This is a genomic window from Fodinibius sp. Rm-B-1B1-1 (genome assembly GCF_038594945.1).
GTDB lineage: Bacteria > Bacteroidota > Rhodothermia > Balneolales > Balneolaceae > Fodinibius > Fodinibius alkaliphilus.
The window spans coordinates 1,527,248-1,550,305 of record NZ_JBCFYD010000001.1 but is presented as its reverse complement, the minus strand read 5'-3'; the positions used below and the strand labels follow the sequence as shown (position 1 = coordinate 1,550,305).

The window sequence follows — 23,058 nt, the reverse complement described above, 5'->3', positions numbered from 1 at the left end:
TAACATATATAAAGTCATTAACTGGCAAACACCTCACAATTATTTATTTCCACCAAGCATCGGGAAAATAGTTTTCAACTCTTCATCCGAAGGCTGATGGCCATATTCACACACTTCAAATGATTCAGCATAATCAAATGAGTTTGCCTTATCTGAACCATACCATTTTTCTAACCCCTGCTGTTGTTCTTGGGATAACTCTCTGCTGGTCCAGCGTTTTCCAAGCCATTCTTTACGTTCTTTCTCCCCTTCGGGTACCTGGTCTAAATCTCCGCTTACCCAAGGCAACCACTCATACATTTGCGATTCGTGAGCATCCAAGGCATTTACTTTTTTATCAATAACCTTATCAATGCCTACTACAATATCATGGCTAAAGGGATTCGGCTTTTCAAACCGATCATTCATATACAGAAATACGGGGTTCTTTTTCAACGGTGGAGTATCGGGTGCTACATTGGGTACGACTACCATATATGCCGCATCCTGCATTAATATTCCGGCATAGCGGTGATCGGGGTGATAATCATTGGGTCGTAATCCAATAACGACATCGGCATTCCATTCCCTGATCTCACGAATTACCTGGTTCCGGATATGCAACTCTGGCATTAATTCTCCATCGTGATTATCGAGCACTTTATACTCATCAATGCCAAACCGTTTAGCCGCTTCTTTTGCTTCGGCCCTGCGTCGTTTCGCCAACGCGCCGCCACCTTCTTCGTGATGACCTGCATCGCCATTAGTGAGGGAAAGAAACTTAACAGCATGTCCATGCTCGGCCATTAGCGCAGCCGTACCCCCCATCTTAACATCCCCATCATCGGGGTGAGCAAAGACCGCAATGACTCGCAGTTGATCATCACTATGATCTTGTGCCTTGGTTATTGAAACAGACATAAACAAAGCTAACGAAACAAATAATATTCTTTTTAACATACATTATTCCTCTTTTCAATCATTAATAGAAATAAGCAGCCGGTAACTTAAACAAAAACCGGCTGCCTATAATTAGTATTTAGATACCTATTGATGTTCAGGATTTTGTTCCATCTGGTCAGGCGCAACGCTGATCTCCTGTTGTGGAATAGGAAACAGAAGTGTAATGCGACTTTCCGGCAATCCAAGATGATTCGACATTACTGCTTTTGCCACCCCGAATCTTTTCAAGTCTGGCCAACGTTTGTTTTCAAACGCAAGCTCTCGGCGACGTTCATCAAGAAGTTTTTCTTCGAACGTGCCAGGCGTCGCGGCACTAATATCCCCAAGGCCCGCGCGATCTCGTACGTCATTAATATACCCATAGGCCTCCGGGCTTTCCCCAATAGCTTCTGCAAGCATAAGCAGGGCATCAGCATAACGAAGCTCAATCCAATTTAAACCGCCATCTAATGGACCAGCAATGGTGCCATCAAACTTTGCCACATAGATTTCATTCGGATCGTTGTTATTATCTGCGCTTGTAGTATCAAAGGTGATATCAAACCGTTCATCACCGGCTTCGTAACCATTATTGAGTAGATCCTCAGTAACATCCTGGGGAATATTACCGCCACCCACGGCTGTTGACGTAACCGTATAGATATCGGTAAAAGCACTCCCTTCACCAATACCCCCGCTTTTGAACTGTATCTCAAAAATGGACTCGGCGTTATTTTCATTGTCAACACCCCAAAGATCAGCATAGCTATCCAAGAGTTCATATTCTCCCAGCACATGGTCACGCAATACCGTTTCGGCACTGGAGTTTTCTCCCATGGTCAGGTATATCTTTCCAAGCAAGGTAGCTGCCGCACCGTGGGTAGCTTTACCAACATTAGTCCCACTATAACTACTTGGCAGCATTTCTCCATCGACTACCGACTGGAGATCACCTGATATCTGATTATAGATCGCCGATGCATCAACCTGATTTATTTCAACCTCTGGTGAGGAAACGGGCTCCAGCTGAAGAGGAATATTTCCAAACATTACCGCCAGCTTATAATAGAGCAATGAGCGTATAAATAACGCTTCGCCACGAATACGATCGGCTACATCAGCACTAATATCAGGCCCGGCATCAAGCGATGCGAGCAGCTGATTGGTTCGAGCAATCCCCTTATAGGATGCCGACCAAGCCTCACCAACCTGGCCATTATCATTTAGCTCATTAAAGTTATCAATGCGTTCCATTGCTGCAGCCAGGCCAGTAGCCCCGCCGCCATTGAAAGCATTATCTGCTCGCATCTCGAGCATTAGAATATAGTTCTTGTTAAAGGTACCATCAGCTTGGAGAGCATCATACGCCCCATTAATGGCTACTTCAAAATCTGATTCAGATTTATAGAAGTTTTCCATGTTTCGCTGCGATAAAGGAGCTAATGATGTAAACTCTTCACCACAGGAAATCAAAAGAAACGCGGGTATCAGAAATAATAGAATTCGTTTTTTCATGTTAATCACCATGTATATTTAATCTTTTAGAAAGAAATATCTATTCCAAGCTGAATAGTTCTGGACAAAGGATATGCGCCATAGTCTTCGCCAGGCGTAAGACTGTTGCTGGCCTGAAGACTTACCTCCGGATTAAATCCGGTATAATCGGTAAAGATCGCAAGGTTGTTAACGGATCCATACACTCGTACACTCCGTGCATATTTTCCGATCAGATTATTTGGCAAGTTATATCCAAGCGTAACTCTTTTTATTCGAAGGTATGACCCATCTTCAACTTGGTAAGATGAAGGGCGATTATTATTCCCATGTGTTCCCGTCAAGCGGTCGGCCCTGGGATGTTCGCCATTCCCGGGATTATCAGGTGAACGCCAGCGATTATTTAACACGGCATAAGAGTTAAAATTAGCCTCACCATTTCTCATGTGTCGAGCGGTGAGATTCAGGATCTCACGTCCCTGCACCCCTTGGATAAATACGTTCATATCAAACCCTTTGTACGCAAAACGGTTTGTAATTCCGTAGGTAAAGTCTGGATGATAACTCCCGGTAACGGTCCTGTCATCTGGCGTGATCTGACCATCGCCATTCACATCCTTAAACCGGAAATCTCCCGGACGCGCTCCTCCTGAACCTGCTTGGGTATCATTAGGAGCATTATCTATCTCTTCCTGTGATTGATAGATTCCATCAACGACGTATCCGTAGTAGCTACCAATCTCATCTCCAATTCTGGTAATATGACGCTGACCAGCACCACCGGCACTTATAATAGGGTCACCTTGGGGACCTAATGCCTGTACTTCGTTTTGATTACTTCCAAAGTTCAAGTCGGTGGACCATTGAAAGTCTCCTACAATGTTCCGTGATGTTATCTGGAACTCAAAACCTTTGTTCGAAACCTCACCAATATTTGTAAGAGCCGTGGTGTAACCGGTTACAGATGGTACCGTGACATCTAACAGTAAGTCTTTTGTAATACTGTCATAATAATCTACTGAGCCATAAATGCGGTCTTCCATCAATGCAAAGTCTAAACCCACATCCATTGAATAGGTTGTCTCCCAACTTAGGTTTTCATCACCAATCGTTTCAGGACCAAGCCCACTCACTTCAGAGTCATTCAATATATAGTTGGCTTCTTCGAGCAATCCAACAGAACCATAGTTTGGAATGCTGAAGTTACCCGTCACACCATAACTGACACGAAGCTTAAGTTCGTTGAACAGATCTTGTCCGCTCATAAATGATTCTTCCGTTAAACGCCAGCCCAATGAACCAGATGGGAATATACCCGTTTGATTATTAGGACCGAATCGAGAAGAACGATCAGACCGTATGGTCGCAGTCAGTAAGTACTTATTCTGATACGTATAATTAACACGTGCCAAAGCCGAAACTAATGACCATTCTTCTTTTACCTGATCACCACTGGTAACCACACCACCGCTGATAGTTTTTACTTGATCATCAGGAAAGTTTTCCGCAAAAACCATGTTACGTTCGTCTTGCTGCATTTGAGCAGTATATCCTGCCAGTGCATTAATAGAATGGTCACCAAAGGTATTAGAGTAATTCAACGTATTCTCCCATACCCAGTTAAAACCCTGAGCAGCAGAAGACTGTGCATAGGGATCGGGTTCGGTTGCCGTTCTGTAAAGAAGATCGTTACCCAGATAAAAAGAACGCTGGTAATCATCAATATCATAACCGAGCATCGATTTAAACTCGAAGTTGTCAGAAATTGTATACTGACCATATACATTCCCGAAGATGCGATTATTTTTAATCGTTTCATCAACAGCATCCATTATTGCTAATGGGTTACTGGCTGTTGTAGTACCGCCGCCAAGATACGACTGTCCATTTAACTGGTTTGGAGTTCCATCAGGATTTCTTGGCTTAATAACCGGTGAATGCACCATGGCCGAATAGATGATACCCGGAGGACTCGCAAAATAAGGAGCACCAGCAGGTAAACGATCGTGCTGTGAAAATGAACTATTCACATTCACACCCAGTTCCACAGCATCCGATACATCAGCAATAACATTTGCACGTAAGCTGTATCGATCAAAGGATGAGCCTTCCACAATACCACCTTGGTTGAGATAGCCACCAGAAATGGAATAACGAATATTCTCGCTACCACCGCTTAGTGATAAATCATAATTTTGGATTGCCGCATCACTTAATACAAGATCCAGCCAATCGGTGTCTGTACCATCCCAATTAACATATTTATCCGGCAGTAAATAGTTTGTACCCAACTCATCACCAGTCTGTGGATCAATACGTCCCTGGTTCGACTCGGCATCATAGTTTACATTCGGGTAGTCTTGATTCAAGGCATTATTTCTTGAATCCTGCGTATATTCAATGATTTCCTCCGCATTCATCATGTGCGGCTTATTCATCACGCTCGATACCCCTCCATAAGCACTGAAATTAACCTGGAAATCATCTTTACTACCCGATTTTGTAGTAATTAAGATAACACCATTGGACCCTCGCGATCCATAAATTGCAGAAGCAGAAGCATCTTTAAGAACCTCAATAGACTGTATATCTTTCGGATTTATAGTCGCCATTGGATTAGCTTTCTGTGGCTGAAACGAGGCCCGACGACTTTCTAAATTCCCCTGTAAATCGGAATTCTTTGATAACGGTACCCCGTCAACAACAATTAACGGATCATTCCCGGCCGAAATGGAACCGGTTCCACGAATAGTAATCTGGGGAGAAGAACCGGGCTCACCAGTAGGCGAAGCCACATTAACACCGGCCATCTTTCCCTGCAAGGCACTTTCGAAACTGGATTCAGGCACAAGTTGCAGATCTTCGGCCTGTACCGAAGTAATAGATCCAGTTACCTCATTTTTCTGTTGTGTACCATATCCTACCACAACAACATCTTCAAGGGCTTCTACATCCGGAGACATCTCTACATTAAAAGTAGTGCGATCTCCAATTTCTACTTCAAGTCTTTCATATCCAATAAAGGAAAAGACCAACACTTCAGAATCATCCGGAATAGTAAGTGAAAACTCACCATTCTCGTCTGAAGTTGTTCCCGTATTGGTCCCCTCAACAAATATATTAACACCCGGCAACGGTTCCCCGGTTTCAGCATCAACAACACGACCAGATATATCCTGTAAGGCCTGCTCGGTATCTTTCACATCCAAAGGTGCTTTTTTCACCAACACAATTTCTCTTGTCCTGGTGATACCTGCCTGGTAGCCGGTCCCTTTTAACACTTCTTGCAAGGCTGTTCCAACTTTCACGTTCTTAAAACTGACGTCCTTTTTCTCTTGCAAGAAATCCAGATCAGCATTAAAAGCAATGCCCAACTCCCCTTCTTTAGCAACACTTTGCAATATACTTTTTATCGGTACTTGTGTTGCTTCATAAGAGATCGTCTTACTCAGTTCTGATATATTATCTGAGTATTGTTCAACAAGATAGTATGAATCATTCTCATATACCTGGCTTGTGTTAGACGTATAGTATTGCGCATTGGCTTCATTTGTCATCCCAATTAGTAGAAATGACGCTATTGCCATAAATAAACATCGGCGCCACTTGTTATCTGTCCCTTTCCATTTCATATATGTGCCTCCATTATTGGATTTATCATGCTATTTTTGAAGTTCGTTAACTCTCATTTAGTCTTCCCTGTTTTTCTCTTGATAAAATGTTGCCACCTCCTGACCTACGCTATATTCTATTCCAAGTGAAATTGATATCACTTCCAGATTTCGCTCGAACGATCTGCTTTTCAATTCTGCGGTAAGCTTTAAATCCTTTAATTCTTCATCTGCAAATTTGATCTCTACGTCATACTTTCGCTCTAAATCACGGGCCACTTTCTCCATATTGGTATCCTTAAATTTAAGCCATCCCTCTTTCCAGCCGAGAAACAGATCCATATCGTCAACAACTTTCTTTACAATACGATGATCATTCATATAGAGCTGCCCCATCTCACCGGCTGCCAACACGGCATTACTGGTTTTCGACTTTTCATTGGATCCCAGCGAAACCTTCCCATCACTCACAACAACCTGGACGGATTCATCATCGGGATAAGAGCGAACTCCAAAAGAGGTACCCAATACTTCTACGACCGCATCATCGATAGTAACGACAAATGGGCGATCGGGATCATGGGCAACATCCAGAAAAGCTTCTCCCTGTAGCGTTATTTCCCGCTTGTCGGACTTAAAGACATCAGGCAATACAATCTTACTCTCAGCATTTAAAATAACTTTTGTGCCATCAGAAAGAGTGATATTTCCCCGTTGCCCCTTATCCATAGCAATTTCTCTCAAAACAGGCTTCGTAACTTCGGGCTTTGGGCTGATGTCTTGCGACGTATAAACCACAACGCCAATTAACGAACCTATTAACAACACTGCTGCCACACGCAAAAGCTGGGTAAATCGCGTTTTTGTGAATTTCAAATAGTTGCTGTTAAGATGGGTTACTGTTGTAGTACTACCCGACTCGCTTTTCATGCGTTTACGCAACTCCTGCAGTCCCTCATCCAAATCAAACTGATTATGGAACTCATCACGCTCTTCTCCAGAAGCCTTCCATATCTGTTTGAATTCATCCATAAGCTCTTCATTTGAGGGATCAGCCTGCATCCATTCCTGAACTTTTTCTTCTTCAATGGCATCAGCCTCTCCAGCCAAATACCGGGCAATTAATCGAATTTCCAACTTGTATTCGTTTTTGTTTTTAGCAATAAAGATTTGTTCTGTTGTATAGACAGCCCTAAAACACCCTCCCCCTAAAATTTTCTTAGATTTTTTTCAGGCGTCCAGTTTCTCTCGAATATCCTGTAGTGCTTGGCCCATATGGTTCTCAACAGTTTTGCGGGTAATATCCATAACGTAGGCAATCTCTTTGTAGCTTAACCCATGCTTGCGATGCAGCTCAAAGACCATGCGCCTTCGCCTTGGCATGGTTTCAGCAACCTCCCAGACTTTGGCAACCAGCTTGGCTTTCTCCGGCGATACTTCCTCTTCTTCTCTCTCGTGAAATCCTTGCTCATAATACTTTTGGGTATAATCCCTACTTGTATTTCGCTTTTCAATTCTGTTAAGAGCCTGGTTACGAACGGCTTGATACAAATAAACAGATACAGAATAGTTTATTTGCCAATTCTCCCTGTTTCGCCAAATCTTTAGAAAAACCTCCTGAACACAATCCTTGGCCAACTCTCGGGAATCCAGAATATTTACAGCAAAAGCACATAATTGCGGATAGTACTGCGAAAAAAGCTTTTCAAAAGCTTTCTCATCACCATTACGTATTCGCCGTAACTGTTTATCCATATAGTAATCCCTGTTACAACCTTTGCGGTCCAAGAAATGCTGTTTCTGTAATGGAACAGGTCAACATATTTCCCCATCCCTTTTTGGTGTCCTTACTTTTCCTATACCTCATTATACTAAAAAAATACAAATGTAAAAGGCAGCCCGACTATTATTCCGACTGCCTTTTCATCTATTTTAAAATAATTAACAATTTTTACCGCCGAACACCGATCCCGTCAGGAATTCCCTTATAATACCGGAAGGTCTCATGGGGGTCGCCATCCTTCACATCTTCCCCTTCGTACACACTTTTACGGAGCCGCTCCAGAAATTCTTCCCCTTCATTGCCGGGCAAATCATCTAAATTTGGCCCCTTATAATCATCCCAGCCAGAAGTAAACTGACTGATATACTTTGAACGCGACTGCACCTTGTTTTCAGCATAATCAGCAATATTCACCCACGTATTTGTAGCTTCTTCGGGTTCACTAAAGAACAGGTAATCGGTTATTTGGTGAGCCTCGAGTCCCTATTGTGTTATCTGACCTTGAAATAACAATCGCCATTCTGCAGCACGAGCAGCATCAGCAGCCAAATATGAAGCTGATCGGTGGTCGGTCTTATGCCACTTTTGATATCCCCAACCCGGATCAAACGCCATCAACGTAGTCGGCTTCAACTTTCGAATCCAATAAACAATTTGCTTGACTACTTCTTCACGATCGGCAAACTCCAGCATACCATCAGTATAGCCGAGATTAATATAATTTTCTTCCGGGATTCCAAGCTCTGCTAAGGCATCAACCTCTTCCTGATACCGAATTTTTGCCAACCTTTCCCGGGTCATATCAGGATCTTTCGTTCCTACATTACCCGTGGTAAGCAATAGCACATACACATCATTTCCATTGTCTTGGAGCATCGCCATTGTACCGTGAGATTGTTGGTCATCATCGGGATGAGCCCCAATTAGCAACACCGTACGGTCGGTCCATTCCTCAACAGGCGTCTCGGGCTGAGCAAAAAGCAAAGCCGGTAAAATCATCAAAGCAAGCAGTACAGATAGTTTCTTCATAGTTATTTGTATTAGTTGTATTAATGTTAAGCGTTAAAATCATTCCAGCGGACAAACCCCTCAATGGCCTCATATTCAGCAAGCCCCAGCGCATCATAACTATCAGCGGTACCCCTATTACGTTGGTCAACCCGCTCCCAGAACTCCCGACTGTCATTCCCCGGATAAAGGGGGCGATCTTTCTGGGATTTGTGTTTAAAAATGGCATTGCGTTTTCGGCTCAATTCACCGGGACTTAGCGGAACCGCCATGCGAATTTCATGAATCTCCCACTCCTGCCAAGCCCCTCGATATAGCCAGATATAACAATCATTAAACCAGGATTCATCTTTCACTTTCTTAAACGCCCTTTTCAGAGCTTCAAGACATATCCGATGGGTACCATGCGGATCAGAAAGATCACCAGCCGCGTATATTTGATGGGGTTGCACCTCTCTCAACAAAGACACAATCAGATCAATATCATCCTCACTAAGCGGCTTTTTTCGGCTGCCTCCGGTTTCATAGAAAGGCATATTCAAGAAATGCATTCGATCTTGCGGAATGCCCATGTACCGGCACGCAGCCTTGGCTTCTCCCGCCCTGATCAGCCCCTTAATTTTACGCAACTCATCCGTATCCGCATCAACCTGAGACTTTTGGGAAAGATACTTTTTTACCTCGCTAAAAACCTTTTGTACACCACCCGTTTCCATGCCAAAAGCAGTATGATAATCCATCACAAAATCAGCAAATCGAATCGCCTCCTCATCATATACGCCATTACTTCCGGACGTCTGGTACGCTACATCTACCTCGTGGCCGTGCTCAACCAGGCGCATGAGGGTTCCTCCCATTGAGAACGCATCATCATCGGGATGCGGACTAAACACGAGTACTTTTTTGGGAAACGGCGCCGACCTTTCGGGTCGATTCGTATCATCCGCCGAGGGCTTACCTCCGGGCCAACCCGTAATAGTATGCTGAATCTGATTAAAAACCGCCAGGTTTATATCATAAGCTGGCCCCTCCCGAGTCAATAAATCACTCAACCCATTTTCGTTATAGTCTTCATCTGTAAGCTTTAGCACCGGCTTTTGACACATATCCGAAAGCCACACCACCGCCTTTTTAATCAACTGTTCCGACCAATCACACTCTCCCACAAGCCAGGGCGTCTTTTCGCGCGTTAACTCGAGCGCAGCAGCCTGATCAAGAATAACTTGCGTGTCCGTATGATCCTGAAGGTAAGTCGCTGGAACCTGCTCCGAAATTTCCCCTTCCAACGTACGGGCAACGATATCAGCCTTGTGTTCGCCCCACGCCATCAGAATAATTTTTTTGGCATCCAAGATCGTACCTATGCCCATGGTGATAGCCTGGCGCGGCACATTCTCCTCTCCATAAAAATCGGGGGCCGCATCTTTGCGCGTCAATTGATCCAGCGTAACAAGACGCGTTCTCGTATTTTTTACCGAACCCGGCTCATTAAAACCAATATGCCCCGTACGACCAATGCCCAAAAGTTGGAGGTCAAGTCCACCGGCATCTCTTATCTTTTCCTCATACCGGCGACAGTATTCTCCCACCTCATCCCGGTTCAGCGTTCCATCCGGGATATGGATGTGTTCCTCCTTTATATCGATGTGGTTAAATAGATTTTCATCCATAAACCGTACATAGCTCTGCACGGCTGTAGGCTCAATGGGGTAATACTCATCAAGATTAAAAGTAATAACATTCTTAAAACTCACCCCCTCTTCACGGTGATGGCGAATAAGCTCATCATAAACGCGGATAGGGGTAGATCCCGTTGCCAATCCAAGTACCGTTGGTTCCCCATTCTCGTTATTCTTCTGAATAAGATTAACGATTTGCTGTGCCACAAATTCCGAAGCCTCATCAGGATTTTCATATACATCTGTTGAGAGGCACTCATACGCATTCGAATCGGCCATTAAATTCTATAAATCTATTATTGGTCCCTGTTACACTATATAGACCGCTGAGAATGCCACTACCCCTAATTTTTTTTCATATTCCTTATAGCTTTGTCGAATATTTACCACATTTTTGAAATAATGATAGGGGCTCTCCACTTCCCGGCTGTCATATAACGTTCTGAATGGAAAAGCCTTAAGCATAAAATTACGGATGGGAAAACAACAACTACGATTGACGAAAACTCTTACAGCTATCATTTTCCTATGCCTGTCCTGTTTCCACCCCCATATTCTTCTGGCCCAAACCCCAACCTCAATTCCCAACATCAGCAATCAAGACCTCATTTTTGACGGCCAGCTAAACGAGTCGTTCTGGAAAGAACTATCTCCCATTAATATGACGATGTACCAGCCGGTCTACCAGGGAACAATGGCCGAGGAGAATGAAATCTATCTCGTATATAATCAGGATTACATCTATCTGGCCGCTAATCTTTACTACGAAGATCTTGACGATATTCGATCGAATTCCCTATATCGCGACGAATACAGCGGCGATGATACTTTTGCCCTCATCCTCGACACCTTCAACGACAATGAAAATGCGCAGTGGTTCTTTACCAATCCCGCCGGCACCCGTTTTGATGTTCTCATTTCGGACGATGCCGAAACCATCAATTTTGACTGGGATACCTATTGGGATGTTAAAACCGCCCGAACCAACTGGGGGTGGTCGGTAGAAATGAGAGTCCCTTTTTCCACTCTCGGCTTCCAAAGTGAAGATGACAAAACCATCATGGGCGTCAGCATCTATCGATATCTGGCAAAGCTAAATGAGCGATATATCTATCCCGCTGTTCCCCCTACCTGGGATAACGGATTCCGCAAACCATCGCAAGCCCAAAAAATTGTCCTCGAGAATATCAAAAGTGACGATCCCATTTATATTACCCCGTACCTTTTGGGTGGATTAGAACAAAACACCCAACTAAATAGTAGCGGCACTGCCTACAAAGCCACCCGCCAATGGACCTACGAACCCGGCGTTGACGTTAAGCTCAATCTTACCAGCAACTTAACCATGGATGTAACCGTCAATACTGACTTTGCACAGGTCGAGGCCGACGACGAACAAATAAACCTTACGCGCTTTCCCCTCTTTTTCAGCGAAAAAAGACGCTTTTTTCAGGAGCGTTCCTCTGTCTTCAATTTCGGCTTTACCCAAAATGGGCGCCTCTTTCACAGCCGGCGTATTGGCTTATCTAATACCGGAGAACCCGTTCGCATTTATGGTGGAATCCGAACCGTAGGCAAGCTCAACAATACCGACGTAGGATTCATCAACATGCAAACCGCCCCGGATGCCGGTTTGCCGTCCGAAAACTTCAACGTGATACGAGCGAAACGCAAAATCTTCAATCGCTACTCCACCATTGGCGGCATGTTCACCAGTCGTATTAGCAATAAAAACAGAAACAATTATTCCTACGGCACCGACGCCATCATCCGTGTTATCGGCGACGAATACCTGACGCTGAAACTTGCCCAAACCTATCAAGAGCAAGGTTTTGACCTCCTAAAAAACTCCCGCGCCCTCATTCAGTGGCAGCGACGCCGAAATGACGGACTCAGCTACAGGCTCGACTACGACCGCTCCGGCAACAACTTCAATCCCGAAGTTGGCTTCACCACCCGAAACGGCTTTTCCCTAATTCAAAACAACATCCAGTACAAGTGGATTACCGACCGCTCCCCCATTTTTCAAAACATTTATATTTCCAACTTCACTAACGCTTACAGGCGCCATGACGACGCCCAAATCGAAAGTGCCGTTATCAATCCCCAAGCCGGAACACGCACCAAAAACGGATCCTCATTCGACCTCCAAACTAATATCCGATACGAACATCTCCTGCGCTCTTTCCAGCTTTCCGATAATGCCATCATCCCGGCCGGCGAATACTGGTACCAAAATCTATCGATAAGCTACGGCGCACCAGACGGCTGGAAATTCCGCCCCGAAATGAACCTCCAACATGGTAACTTCTTCGACGGCAACCGAACCATGGCCTCCATTTCAACCGTCTGGAATCTCTCCAAACACTTTGAAATCAACAACGAATACGAATATAACAAGGTACAATTTCCCAGCCGGAACCAACGATTCGACGCCCACATCGCACGCTTTCGTCTCAAGACCGCACTTAACACCAAATTATCCCTCAACTCCTTTATACAGTACAATAGCGAAGTCGAAAAAACCAGCATTAACGCCCGTTTTCGATACAATATTGCCGAAGGCGACGACCTATGGATTGTCTACGACAACGTCATCAACACCCAGCGGCAGCAAGTCAATCTGCCCACTCTGCCCCTCTCCGGCTACCAAGCATTGCTGGTTAAATTTACCTACTCATTTAAGTTATAAGAAATTAATAGGTATTGTCCCTAATTACCCCTACCTTGCAGCGTTACATTTAATAACCCACCTACTTTAGTATATTTTTTGAAACGACGCGTTAGTACAACTCCTTTCTCAAGATAAAATTTAGTGGTGTACACAAATACAGTTCTATTATGACACAAGGAAAAGTAAAATTTTTTGACACTAAAAAAGGATTCGGATTCATCGCACCAGAAGACGGTAGCGGAGACATCTTTGTCCACCGAAACAACGTAGAGGGACTCGACTACAACGAGGGACTCGAAGACGGCGAATCCGTCGAATTTGAAGTTGAAGAAACACCCAAAGGCCTGAGCGCGATAAACGTTACAAGCCTCGATTACAAATAGTGTTTACCAGATTTTTATTTGGAGAAAAGCTCGCTTTTTAGCGGGCTTTTTCTATTTATAGCCCTTTATTCCCCTTCAAACAATCATTGCATCAGTACTCTCCCTTTTTTGCGGATGCTTATTAATCTGCAAAACCCCATCAATACAAAAATCACACCTCCCCAATTCCATTCCACCAGTAAACCAAATAAAAACAATGTGATACATTCATCTACAAAGATTCCCTACAAATCCCTTCTGGCACTATTACCGTAACAGCACTTAACTTCTTGACCGAACTATTACATATAACTGTGATCAACAATTATTAACCAAGAGGGTATGGGCATGGATCACCAACAGGGAGCCTCACAAACCATTCATAATCATGTCAAGAGAACAGCCATAACAGCGGTTATTCTTGCAACCGTCATTATAGCAGGCTGTAAAGACCCTCAGTTACCCGGCTTTTCCGACTCACTGGCCGAAAACCCATCCCCCGTACAGGTAATAGAAACTTCGCCCCCCGAAGATGCACAAGACGTAGAGCTAAACACCTACATACAAGCCATCTTCAACACCACTATCGACTCGACCAGTATTACCGACTCTACCCTTATCATTCGACAAGGCAATACCATCGTAGAAGGATCGCTTTCGCCCACCGACAGTGCCCTTACCTTTTTTCCTGCCAACGAATTTCAACGAGACCAAACCATTATCGCAACCATATCATCAACTATCGCTGATAGCCAAGGCAACACCATGGACCAAGATTTTGAATGGAGTTTCACCACCCGCGAAGCTACAACCCAAGAAATCACCCCTCCCACAGTTGCATCTACCGAACCATCCCCTGGCACTACCGACGTATCAGCCGAAATTAGCATCTATGCCCGTTTCAACAAAGCACTGAATCCATCTACCGTAAACAATAACACCTTTTTACTACGCACAAATAACAACAACATTTCAGGGTCGGTGAGCTACGAAGACTCAACAGCTATTTTCAACCCATCGGAAAACCTGCAAGATGGAACCGTATATACCGCTACCATTACCGACGACATCCGCGATCTGTATGGCAATGCGCCCAGCAATAACTATAACTGGAATTTTATCACCAAAGATGTAGATCGCACGCCGCCCCACGTGTCCTCCACCCGGCCGCGAGACGATGAAGATGACGTACTCTTTGACATCCAGATAACAGCGACCTTTAGCGAACGTGTAGACCCCGCTTCCGTCAACAGCAATACCTTTAGGCTACGGACAAACAACGGCAACGTCTCCGGATCAGTCCGTTATGAAGATGAAGACTCAACAGCTGTTTTTAATCCCTCAGAAACCCTGCAAGACGGCACCTTATTTACAGCCACGATCACTGATGGCATCCGAGACCTTAACGGGAATGCGCCAAGTAATAACTACAACTGGAATTTTACGACCAAAGAAATAGACCGTACTCCGCCCCGCGTGGTATCCACTAATCCTCGCGACGACGCAGATGAAGTATCCGATGATATTCAAGTAACAGCGACATTCAGCGAGTCCATGGATGCCTCTACCATCAACGAAGATACGTTTGGACTTTATCAATGGCGATTGGGGCAATACCGTCAGATTTCGGGATCGGTAAGCTACTCGGGAAATACGGCCACCCTTACTCCTCTAAGTGACCTCCGTAATGACCGACATTATGTGGCCATTATCAGTTCAGACGTTACCGACCTGGCCGGCAACGAACTGGGGGAAGTCTACCGCTGGAGTTTTAATACCGAGGACGACTAACAGCCTATCTACGCTATACAAACCGAAAAGACAGGGAGATACTAATAAAAATTCCAAAACGTGTTTCAAATAAATTATGAAATTTCATCAACACAAAAGTTTACAAGCCTCAACCCAAAGACGCCAGTTCCCTATAGACAGTGTGATAGATTCATCTACACATATTCCCTACAAAACCCCTCTCCCGCCGGTATAGTCATTGAACTTATGTTGATGTACTACAATAATTGGCCACTAATTTAACTAAAAAGGGAGAAAGGTATGTGCCACAAACAGGGAGCTCGACAAGCCATCTGCTATTATTCGACGAAAATTGCAATCATTATCGTGGCAATCGTTCTTGCAACAGGCTGCAAGAAATCAAATCAACCCGGCTTTAACGACTCGCTGGGGGAAGTCCCATCTCCCTTACAAGTGATTCAAACAACCCCCGATGACGATGCCACAAATATCGATCTCGACATTTCTATACAGGCTACCTTCAACACCTCCATCGATTCTACCACCATTAACAACAATACCTTTATTGTTCGCCAAGATACTACCCCCGTCTCTGGCTCATTCTTCTTTAGAGACAGCTCTGTTACCTTTGCTCCCACAAATGAATTTCAAAGAAACATGCTCATCAGTACAATCATCACCTCAGAAGTGGCTGACGTTAATGGCAACATTATGGAGCAGGATTTCAAATGGAGTTTTACCACCCGTCAAGCTACAACGGATGAAATTATCCCACCTGCCGTTACGTCTACCGAACCATCCCCCGGAGCTAGGGAAATATCAGCCGATATTAACATCTATGCCCATTTCAATAAAGCACTCAATCCATCTACCGTAAACAACAATACGTTTTTACTGCGCACAAACAACACCAGCATTTCCGGATCGGTTAGTTACAAAGATTCAATAGCTACTTTCAACCCATCAAAAAGACTACCGGACGGGGCCGAGTTCACCGCTACCATTACCGAGAACATCGAAGATCCTTTTGGCAATGCTCTGGACAACAATCACAGCTGGAGCTTTACCACCGAAGAGGTCGACCGCACTCCACCCAGCGTAGAATCCACCACCCCGCAAGATGGCCAGCAAGACGTGCCGGTGGATATCCAACTTACCGCCACCTTTAGCGAGCAGCTTGATCCGGCGACCGTCACCACCAACACCTTCCGGCTGCAATCCAGCAACGGCCCCATTTCCGGATCCGTTAGCTACTCCGGGACCACGGCCACCTTTACGCCGGATAACTCTCTGGCAGACGGTACCGACTTCACCGCCACTATTACCAATGGCATTGAGGATCTTAATGGGAATTCTCCCAACAATTACAACTGGAGTTTTACGACCAAAGAAATAGACCGTACCCCTCCGCATGTCATATCCACTAAGCCGCAAGATGGACAACAGAACGTTCCCGCTGGTATTCAACTGTCGGCCACCTTCAGCGAGCAGCTTGATCCATCTTCGGTAAACAATAATACGTTTAGACTACAAAGCAGTAACGGTAATATTTCCGGGTCGGTCAATTATTCCGGCACAACCGCGACCTTTATACCGGATAACCCTCTGGCGGACGGTACTACATTTACCGCGACTATTACCAATGGCATCGAAGATTTTAATGGCAATGCCCTGGACAACAATTATAGCTGGAACTTTACGACAGAAGTAATTGACCAGACGCCACCCAGCGTGGAATCGACCAATCCCCAAGACGGCCAGCAGGATGTGCCGGTGGATATCCAACTTACCGCCACCTTTAGCGAGCAGCTCGATCCGGCGACCGTCACCACCAACACCTTCCGGCTGCAATCCAGCAACGGCCCCATTTCCGGATCCGTTAGCTACTCCGGGACCACGGCCACCTATACCCCGGATAACCCTCTGGCGGACGGTACTACATTTACCGCGACTATTACCAATGGCATCGAAGATCTTAATGGCAATGCCCTGGACAACAATTATAGCTGGAACTTTACGACAGAAGTAATTGACCAGACGCCACCCAGCGTGGAATCGACCAATCCCCAAGACGGCCAGCAGGATGTGCCGGTGGATATCCAACTTACCGCCACCTTTAGCGAGCAGCTCGATCCGGCGACCGTCACCACCAACACCTTCCGGCTGCAATCCAGCAACGGCCCCATTTCCGGGGCGGTCAGCTACTCCGGGACCACGGCCACCTTTACCCCAGATAATCCTCTGGCGGACGGAACCTCGTTTACTGCGACTATCACCAATGGTATTGAAGATTTTAATGGCAATGCCCTGGATAACAATTATAGCTGGAGCTTTACAACCGAAGTCGTTGATCAGACGCCACCCAGCGTAGAATCCACAAACCCCCAAGACGGCCAGCAGGACGTGCCCGTAAATATTCAACTGTCGGCCACCTTCAGCGAGCAGCTTGATCCATCTTCGGTAAACAATAATACGTTTAGACTACAATCCAGCAACGGCACCATTTCCGGATCCGTTAGCTACTCCGGGACCACGGCCACCTTTACGCCAGATAATCCCCTGCCAGATGGAACCGACTTCACAGCCACTATTACCAATGGCATTCGGGATCTTAATGGAAATGCCCTGGACAACAATTATAGCTGGAGCTTTACCACAGAAGTAATTGACCAGACACCACCGAGCGTAGAATCGACCAATCCCCAAGACGGCCAGCAGGACGTGCCGGTGGATATTCAACTCTCCGCCACCTTTAGCGAGCAGCTCGATCCATCTTCGGTAAACAATAATACGTTTAGACTACAAAGCAGTAACGGTAATATTTCCGGGTCGGTCAATTATTCCGGCACAACCGCGACCTTTATACCGGATAACTCTCTGGCGGACGGAACCGACTTCACCGCCACCATTACCAATGGCGTCACGGATCTTAATGGCAATGCTCTGGGCAACAATTACAGCTGGAACTTTACAACCGAAGTCGTTGACCAGACACCGCCCACTGTCGAATCCACCACCCCGCAAGATGGCCAACAGGACGTGCGGGTAGATATCCAACTTACCGCCAGCTTTAGCGAGCAGCTTGATCCGGCGACCGTCACCACCAATACCTTCCGACTACAATCCAGCAACGGCCCCATTTCCGGGTCGGTCAATTATTCCGGCACAACCGCGACCTTTATACCGGATAACCCTCTGGCAGACGGAACCGACTTCACCGCCACTATTACCAATGGCATTGAGGATCTTAATGGCAATGCCCTGGACAACAATTACAGCTGGAACTTTACGACTGAAGACGAAGAGGAAGATGACTAACAGCCAGATTGCTTAACACAAGTCGAATACTGGGTGGGAATCAAATAAAAATACGGAAGCGTGTTTCAATTTAGTGATGAAAACCCCTATATTTGTCACGCTAAAAATCTGGCGAAATTGCCCAAGTGGCGGAATTGGTAGACGCGTATGCTTCAGGAGCATATGGGGATCTTCCCCGTGGAGGTTCGAGTCCTCTCTTGGGCACTTAACCCCTTGTAAGTTATTGACTTACAAGGGGTTACTATGTTAGGTGCAAATATTAGTACAAACATTTCGATATTCGCGCATGTAAGTAACCATCTTCCACCTGCGTTCAGGGGTTACAACTTTTTTCGACAGTGTCTTTGAGGGCATAATGGACCAGACTCAGGTCCGCATACATGCGCTTAAGTCTGGAATTTTCTGCTTCAAGCTCTTTAATACGGGCCAGCTCACTCACGCTGAACCCCGCCATACTTGGCTTTCCAATTGTAGAAGATCGCATCACTGATGCCATGCTCGCGACAGATGTCTCGGACCTTCAATCCCTGCTCCTGTTTGTTGAGGATCGAGATGATTTGGAAGATATAGTCCTCGATTTTGGAAAAAGCCTCCCAAAGTTTTCAAAGAAGTTATTAGAGGATATGGGAGAAGATACGACCTACTGATCAACAAAATAATATCCAAAGAGATACCTACTATCCCTATTTCTCCCTTTCTAAAATTGTAGTACCTTATTATCTGTTATCAGAAATCAACTTCGGGGCTATGAGAATTATCACTATCAGTTTTCTTGTAATTTTGTTAGCATCCTGCAGATCGTCGCTGCCCCCGGCGGAACCGTCCATCAATATGATGGACAATGCGGACACGATCATTCTCACCTTTGATGAAGCTCCTTCCCAAGCCTATCAAAACTTTGAGGTGCACCTTGGCAACATGGGCTTTACAGTACTCCGATCCAACGAGCAGCCTATGACGCTCGAAACACGGTACAAGCAATTTGATCCCACCATCTTAAGGCTTTTCGGCAGCTATTCTATGAAAATAAACGCCTCAGTAAAAGATTCCGCTCTCCATATCACGGGCACCTTGGCCAGTGGAACGGAAGTAGAAAATGCGGGCGGCAAAAACAGTCCCGTTAAAAGCGGATGGAACCAGCTGGTCTCTATAGCCCGCGAATTTCCCCACCGTCAACTCTTTTTCAGCCGCAACGAATAACTTCTACCCACTCTTCCCTTCTGATGTCACATTCCGGCCGGCTATTTCGTCTTATAATGTTACCTCGAATTAAAACACATTATCATGGACGAGCTGGAATTAACTACAACAACCGAAAATAGTAGTAACCAAAGCCCGCGCATAGCACCTATTGAAAATCCACGGAGCATCAAGCTTAAGCTGGCCTACTGGCTCACAAAGAAAAAGATGGGTAAAGTCATTACTCCCATAAAAGTAGTTCAGGCGCGGATGACAGATACCCTCTCACTCTCCCAAAAACTAATGAGCATCGAAAAAAATCTATCGCTGTCAAAAGACCTGGTGTTTTATATCAAAAGCTATATAGCAACACTCAACGGCTGTTCGTTTTGCATCGATATTGCCAAGGCTGCGGCCGAAGATGAGGTCGAAATTCAAAAATATGAACAGTTGCTCAACTATCAATCTTCCGACGTTTTTAGTAAGGCCGAGAAGACAGCACTCAGATATGTGGAACAGGTTACCCTTGAAAAAGAAGTGGCTGATCCTCTTTTTGAGGAACTGCAACGCTATTACAATGATACAGAAATTGTGGAAATTACGTGGCTCAATGCCACAGAAAACTATTACAATCTTATCAACAAACCGCTGCAGATAGGTACTGACAACCTCTGCTCTGTATAGCATAATACTATTATGGATGCTGATAATAAGACTACAATCTTTAATCGACATCGGGCAGAACTCATCAATATTGCCTACGGAATGCTGGGGAACCTACCGGATGCTCGAGATATTGTACAGGATGCCTACATCAAGTGGAATGAGTCCGACACGGAGGTTCACAATCACGAAAGTTATCTAAAAACGATTGTCTCCCGACTTTGTATTGACCGATACCGGTCGGCGAAAAGTCAGCGGGAGGAATATATGGGACCATGGCTGCCCCAACCTGTTGTAGATTCGGACTCCAATCTTCCAGATTCTAATATTGAACTCCACGAAAAGCTGACTGTTGCCCTACTGTATCTTTTAGAAAATCTGTCCCCCGATCAGCGAGCCATATATCTGCTCCACGACGTTTTCGGCTACAAATTTTCTGAAATATCAGAACTGGTTGACAAAAAGCCGGCAACTTGCCGGAAGGCCGCGCAGCGGGCACGCCAAAATATCCAGCATAGCACGATATCCAATATTACCCCTAACCCAGAATCCCAACAAATCGTAGATGAATTTATCGAAGCACTCTACCTCCGCGATATGGATAAGCTTCAGGCAATATTAACGGACAATGCTGTTCTGTATTCCGATGGAGGTGGAGAAGTAACGGCAGCTCCTAAACCCATCGATAGCATGAAAAAAGTAAGCAAGTTTTTGATCAGCATTGCAGAAAAAAATGAGGCCGATATTGATCTTGAGATGACTTCCGTTAATAATTGCCCCGGCTTTAAAGTATATCAACGGGAAACACTCCACAGTATCTGGACCTTCCATATTCACAGAAGTAGAATTTCTGCAATCTTTGTGATATTAAACCCATCAAAGCTCGAAGCTTACGAATAAGTTATAATATTTCGTTCTGCCAACGCCCGGTATAACTGCTCAATCGTATTCGTCAAGTCGCGGTCCGTAGCTACCTCAACAAGCTGCTTACCCTCCAACTCTGCGGGCGGTTCATAGCGACGATCCAATTTATCAAAATCTTCAATGCGCGCATCGGAAATAACATCATCCTGATTTTCACGGGCTTTAAGCCGCTGTTTTATAATGTTCTCAGGAGCCTGAGCCTCAACAAATAACAGCTGCACATTGAGAGACGTCAACTTCTTTATCAGCTTTTCTCTCGATGATCTGCTGCTGAATGTGGCATCCAAAATAATACTTTTCCCTGCCCTGATGTTAGACTCTGCCTTATCCAAAAGCTGTTGATACGTTTGCTCTGACATCTTTTCAGAATATAAAGTATCCCGTTTGGTAGAAGGCGTCCGTTCTTCGAGTGGCAAACCAGCCAACCTTTTTCTGATTTCATCGGTAGAAAAATATTCGATGCTAAGCTTTTTGTGCAGGTGACGAGCAAGCGTACTTTTGCCTGTACCCACCTTCCCCATAAATATAATTGCCGATGGCCGCGATCCCAGTAACGCATAGCGCAGTGAAAGATCGAAATATTGCTGGGCGGTTTGCCGGGCTCGCTGACGATCCTTTTTGGGTACTTCCGGTTCCCCGCTTTGCAGACTTTTTACTTTGCCCTTTACGTAGGCGCGGTAACACTTGTAGAAATCAATAATCTTGGGCAGGTCGGGGTCATCCAACTTCTCGGCCATCTGATCAATAAAATAGCGCTCGTCACTCCAGCGATCATTGAAATCCAAGTCCATAGCCAAGAAAGCTAAGTCCACGGCCAAATCACCATACCGAAATCGATCATTGAATTCGATGCAATCATAGATCTGCACGCTGTCAGGCGTAATGTGGATGTGCTCAAGGTGCAGATCACCATGGCCGTCAACAATGCGCTTTTGAGCAACCCGTCGCTCAAAAAGACCACCGCGTTTTTCAAAATATTGATTCGTAAAATATTGAATGGCCTTATAGGCATTCTCTGCTATGGTTTCGTCCACAAAATCGCGGGTCTGCTCAAAATTTTCATCCGTATTTACTTTAATGCTCTCGATCTCTCCGTATTGTAAGATCTCTTCATCAGGCTGCTGACTCAAGTAAAAATCAGCCAGCTTGTCGGCCACTCGATCGAGGTGTTTTTTACTGAGGGTATCCTGCTCAAGATAACTGTGCAGAAAATACTCTTCCGGCAGCTGCTTCATTTTTACGGCGTACTCAACGACTTTATCGTCCGCCGCTTTCTCATCCGTCAACTGGTACGAATCCCCATCTTTTACAATAGCAGCTACTCCAAGATATATACCATCTGACAGCCGGCGATTTAGTTCCACTTCTCGGTCACAAAATTTCCTACGCTTTTCGAGCGAACTGTAATCCAAGAACCCAAAGTCGACCGACTTTTTGCATTTATACACGTATGGAGAAGCGATAAAAACATGCGAAATATGCGTCTGTACATGGGTCACTGAATCCGGGCTATGGGCATATGCGTCGGGCGATTGTAAGAACGAAATGAGTGGTGAATCCATGGGAGACAACCATATGTTGTTAAAGCCAGTGATAATACTTTCTCTGATATGTAAAGTACAAAAATCCCCTATCTAACATTCAGATATCATTGATTACTTTTGACATATTAATGAGATAATTTTTCGCT

Annotated in this window: 16 protein-coding genes, 1 tRNA gene and 1 pseudogene; 8 read left to right on the top strand and 10 right to left on the bottom strand. The window is 45.1% G+C overall.

Annotation, left to right across the window (positions count from 1 at the left end):
• Positions 1–39 precede the first annotated feature (39 nt).
• The 8 genes from AAFH98_RS06975 to nagB form a co-directional block, all read right to left on the bottom strand.
• Positions 40–900 carry a PIG-L deacetylase family protein gene (locus AAFH98_RS06975; protein WP_342521977.1) on the bottom strand — a complete coding sequence of 287 codons (861 nt, stop codon included), beginning with the start codon at positions 898–900 and terminating at the stop codon, positions 40–42.
• Positions 901–1,026: 126 nt separating this feature from the next.
• A complete protein-coding gene (locus AAFH98_RS06970; RefSeq protein WP_342521976.1) occupies positions 1,027–2,436 on the bottom strand; it encodes a RagB/SusD family nutrient uptake outer membrane protein in 1,410 nt (469 codons plus the stop codon).
• 26 nt (positions 2,437–2,462) lie between these two features.
• Positions 2,463–6,047 (bottom strand): SusC/RagA family TonB-linked outer membrane protein, encoded by a 3,585-nt coding sequence (locus AAFH98_RS06965; protein ID WP_342521975.1) that lies wholly within the window; start codon positions 6,045–6,047, stop codon positions 2,463–2,465.
• Positions 6,048–6,104: 57 nt separating this feature from the next.
• Positions 6,105–7,163 (bottom strand): FecR family protein, encoded by a 1,059-nt coding sequence (locus tag AAFH98_RS06960; RefSeq protein WP_342521974.1) that lies wholly within the window; start codon positions 7,161–7,163, stop codon positions 6,105–6,107.
• 93 nt (positions 7,164–7,256) lie between these two features.
• A complete protein-coding gene (locus AAFH98_RS06955; RefSeq protein ID WP_342521973.1) occupies positions 7,257–7,781 on the bottom strand; it encodes an RNA polymerase sigma-70 factor in 525 nt (174 codons plus the stop codon).
• Between the two features lie 196 nt (positions 7,782–7,977).
• The gene (locus tag AAFH98_RS06950) at positions 7,978–8,223 is read right to left on the bottom strand and encodes a hypothetical protein (RefSeq protein ID WP_342521972.1); all 246 of its coding nucleotides are present in this window, start codon (positions 8,221–8,223) and stop codon (positions 7,978–7,980) included.
• 69 nt (positions 8,224–8,292) lie between these two features.
• Entirely contained in the window at positions 8,293–8,838 is a 546-nt protein-coding gene (locus AAFH98_RS06945) for a PIG-L deacetylase family protein (RefSeq protein WP_342521971.1), read from the bottom strand.
• A gap of 26 nt (positions 8,839–8,864) precedes the next feature.
• Positions 8,865–10,775 (bottom strand): glucosamine-6-phosphate deaminase, encoded by a 1,911-nt coding sequence (nagB, locus tag AAFH98_RS06940; RefSeq protein WP_342521970.1) that lies wholly within the window; start codon positions 10,773–10,775, stop codon positions 8,865–8,867.
• A gap of 196 nt (positions 10,776–10,971) precedes the next feature.
• Between nagB and AAFH98_RS06935 the strand changes: the two genes are divergently transcribed.
• From AAFH98_RS06935 to AAFH98_RS06915, 5 genes are all read left to right on the top strand, one after another.
• On the top strand, positions 10,972–13,188 hold the full coding sequence (locus tag AAFH98_RS06935; protein ID WP_342521969.1) for a carbohydrate binding family 9 domain-containing protein: 2,217 nt from the start codon (positions 10,972–10,974) through the stop codon (positions 13,186–13,188).
• 149 nt (positions 13,189–13,337) lie between these two features.
• The gene (locus AAFH98_RS06930) at positions 13,338–13,553 is read left to right on the top strand and encodes a cold-shock protein (protein WP_342521968.1); all 216 of its coding nucleotides are present in this window, start codon (positions 13,338–13,340) and stop codon (positions 13,551–13,553) included.
• A 327-nt stretch (positions 13,554–13,880) separates the two neighbouring features.
• The gene (locus AAFH98_RS06925; protein WP_342521967.1) at positions 13,881–15,323 is read left to right on the top strand and encodes an Ig-like domain-containing domain; all 1,443 of its coding nucleotides are present in this window, start codon (positions 13,881–13,883) and stop codon (positions 15,321–15,323) included.
• A 261-nt stretch (positions 15,324–15,584) separates the two neighbouring features.
• Complete coding sequence (locus tag AAFH98_RS06920) at positions 15,585–18,602, top strand: Ig-like domain-containing domain (RefSeq protein ID WP_342521966.1); 3,018 nt, start codon at positions 15,585–15,587, stop codon at positions 18,600–18,602.
• Between the two features lie 119 nt (positions 18,603–18,721).
• Positions 18,722–18,806, top strand: a tRNA-Leu gene (locus AAFH98_RS06915).
• 124 nt (positions 18,807–18,930) lie between these two features.
• Here the strand turns inward: AAFH98_RS06915 and AAFH98_RS06910 are convergent.
• Positions 18,931–19,180, bottom strand: a pseudogene (locus AAFH98_RS06910) (transposase); the annotation flags it as partial.
• A 169-nt stretch (positions 19,181–19,349) separates the two neighbouring features.
• Here AAFH98_RS06910 and AAFH98_RS06905 point away from each other — a divergent pair.
• The 3 genes from AAFH98_RS06905 (at position 19,350) to sigJ (ending at position 21,344) form a co-directional block, all read left to right on the top strand.
• Positions 19,350–19,802: a hypothetical protein gene (locus AAFH98_RS06905; protein WP_342521965.1), complete on the top strand. Its 453-nt coding sequence runs from the start codon at positions 19,350–19,352 to the stop codon at positions 19,800–19,802.
• 84 nt (positions 19,803–19,886) lie between these two features.
• A complete protein-coding gene (locus AAFH98_RS06900; RefSeq protein ID WP_342521964.1) occupies positions 19,887–20,465 on the top strand; it encodes a carboxymuconolactone decarboxylase family protein in 579 nt (192 codons plus the stop codon).
• Between the two features lie 12 nt (positions 20,466–20,477).
• The gene (gene sigJ / locus AAFH98_RS06895; protein WP_342521963.1) at positions 20,478–21,344 is read left to right on the top strand and encodes an RNA polymerase sigma factor SigJ; all 867 of its coding nucleotides are present in this window, start codon (positions 20,478–20,480) and stop codon (positions 21,342–21,344) included.
• Here the strand turns inward: sigJ and AAFH98_RS06890 are convergent.
• A complete protein-coding gene (locus tag AAFH98_RS06890) occupies positions 21,335–22,930 on the bottom strand; it encodes a bifunctional aminoglycoside phosphotransferase/ATP-binding protein (RefSeq protein WP_342521962.1) in 1,596 nt (531 codons plus the stop codon). The genes sigJ and AAFH98_RS06890 overlap by 10 nt on opposite strands.
• Positions 22,931–23,058: the final 128 nt, after the last annotated feature.

What these genes read in the sequence shown, in the direction of transcription:
- AAFH98_RS06975 (WP_342521977.1), bottom strand. Translation starts at nt 900, where the DNA reads ATGTCTGTTTCAATAACCAAGGCACAAGATCATAGTGATGATCAACTG.
- AAFH98_RS06970 (WP_342521976.1), bottom strand. Translation starts at nt 2,436, where the DNA reads ATGAAAAAACGAATTCTATTATTTCTGATACCCGCGTTTCTTTTGATT.
- AAFH98_RS06965 (WP_342521975.1), bottom strand. Translation starts at nt 6,047, where the DNA reads ATGAAATGGAAAGGGACAGATAACAAGTGGCGCCGATGTTTATTTATG.
- AAFH98_RS06955 (WP_342521973.1), bottom strand. Translation starts at nt 7,781, where the DNA reads ATGGATAAACAGTTACGGCGAATACGTAATGGTGATGAGAAAGCTTTT.
- AAFH98_RS06945 (WP_342521971.1), bottom strand. Translation starts at nt 8,838, where the DNA reads ATGAAGAAACTATCTGTACTGCTTGCTTTGATGATTTTACCGGCTTTG.
- nagB (WP_342521970.1), bottom strand. Translation starts at nt 10,775, where the DNA reads ATGGCCGATTCGAATGCGTATGAGTGCCTCTCAACAGATGTATATGAA.
- AAFH98_RS06935 (WP_342521969.1), top strand. Translation starts at nt 10,972, where the DNA reads ATGGGAAAACAACAACTACGATTGACGAAAACTCTTACAGCTATCATT.
- AAFH98_RS06930 (WP_342521968.1), top strand. Translation starts at nt 13,338, where the DNA reads ATGACACAAGGAAAAGTAAAATTTTTTGACACTAAAAAAGGATTCGGA.
- AAFH98_RS06925 (WP_342521967.1), top strand. Translation starts at nt 13,881, where the DNA reads ATGGATCACCAACAGGGAGCCTCACAAACCATTCATAATCATGTCAAG.
- AAFH98_RS06920 (WP_342521966.1), top strand. Translation starts at nt 15,585, where the DNA reads ATGTGCCACAAACAGGGAGCTCGACAAGCCATCTGCTATTATTCGACG.
- AAFH98_RS06905 (WP_342521965.1), top strand. Translation starts at nt 19,350, where the DNA reads ATGAGAATTATCACTATCAGTTTTCTTGTAATTTTGTTAGCATCCTGC.
- AAFH98_RS06900 (WP_342521964.1), top strand. Translation starts at nt 19,887, where the DNA reads ATGGACGAGCTGGAATTAACTACAACAACCGAAAATAGTAGTAACCAA.
- sigJ (WP_342521963.1), top strand. Translation starts at nt 20,478, where the DNA reads ATGGATGCTGATAATAAGACTACAATCTTTAATCGACATCGGGCAGAA.
- AAFH98_RS06890 (WP_342521962.1), bottom strand. Translation starts at nt 22,930, where the DNA reads ATGGATTCACCACTCATTTCGTTCTTACAATCGCCCGACGCATATGCC.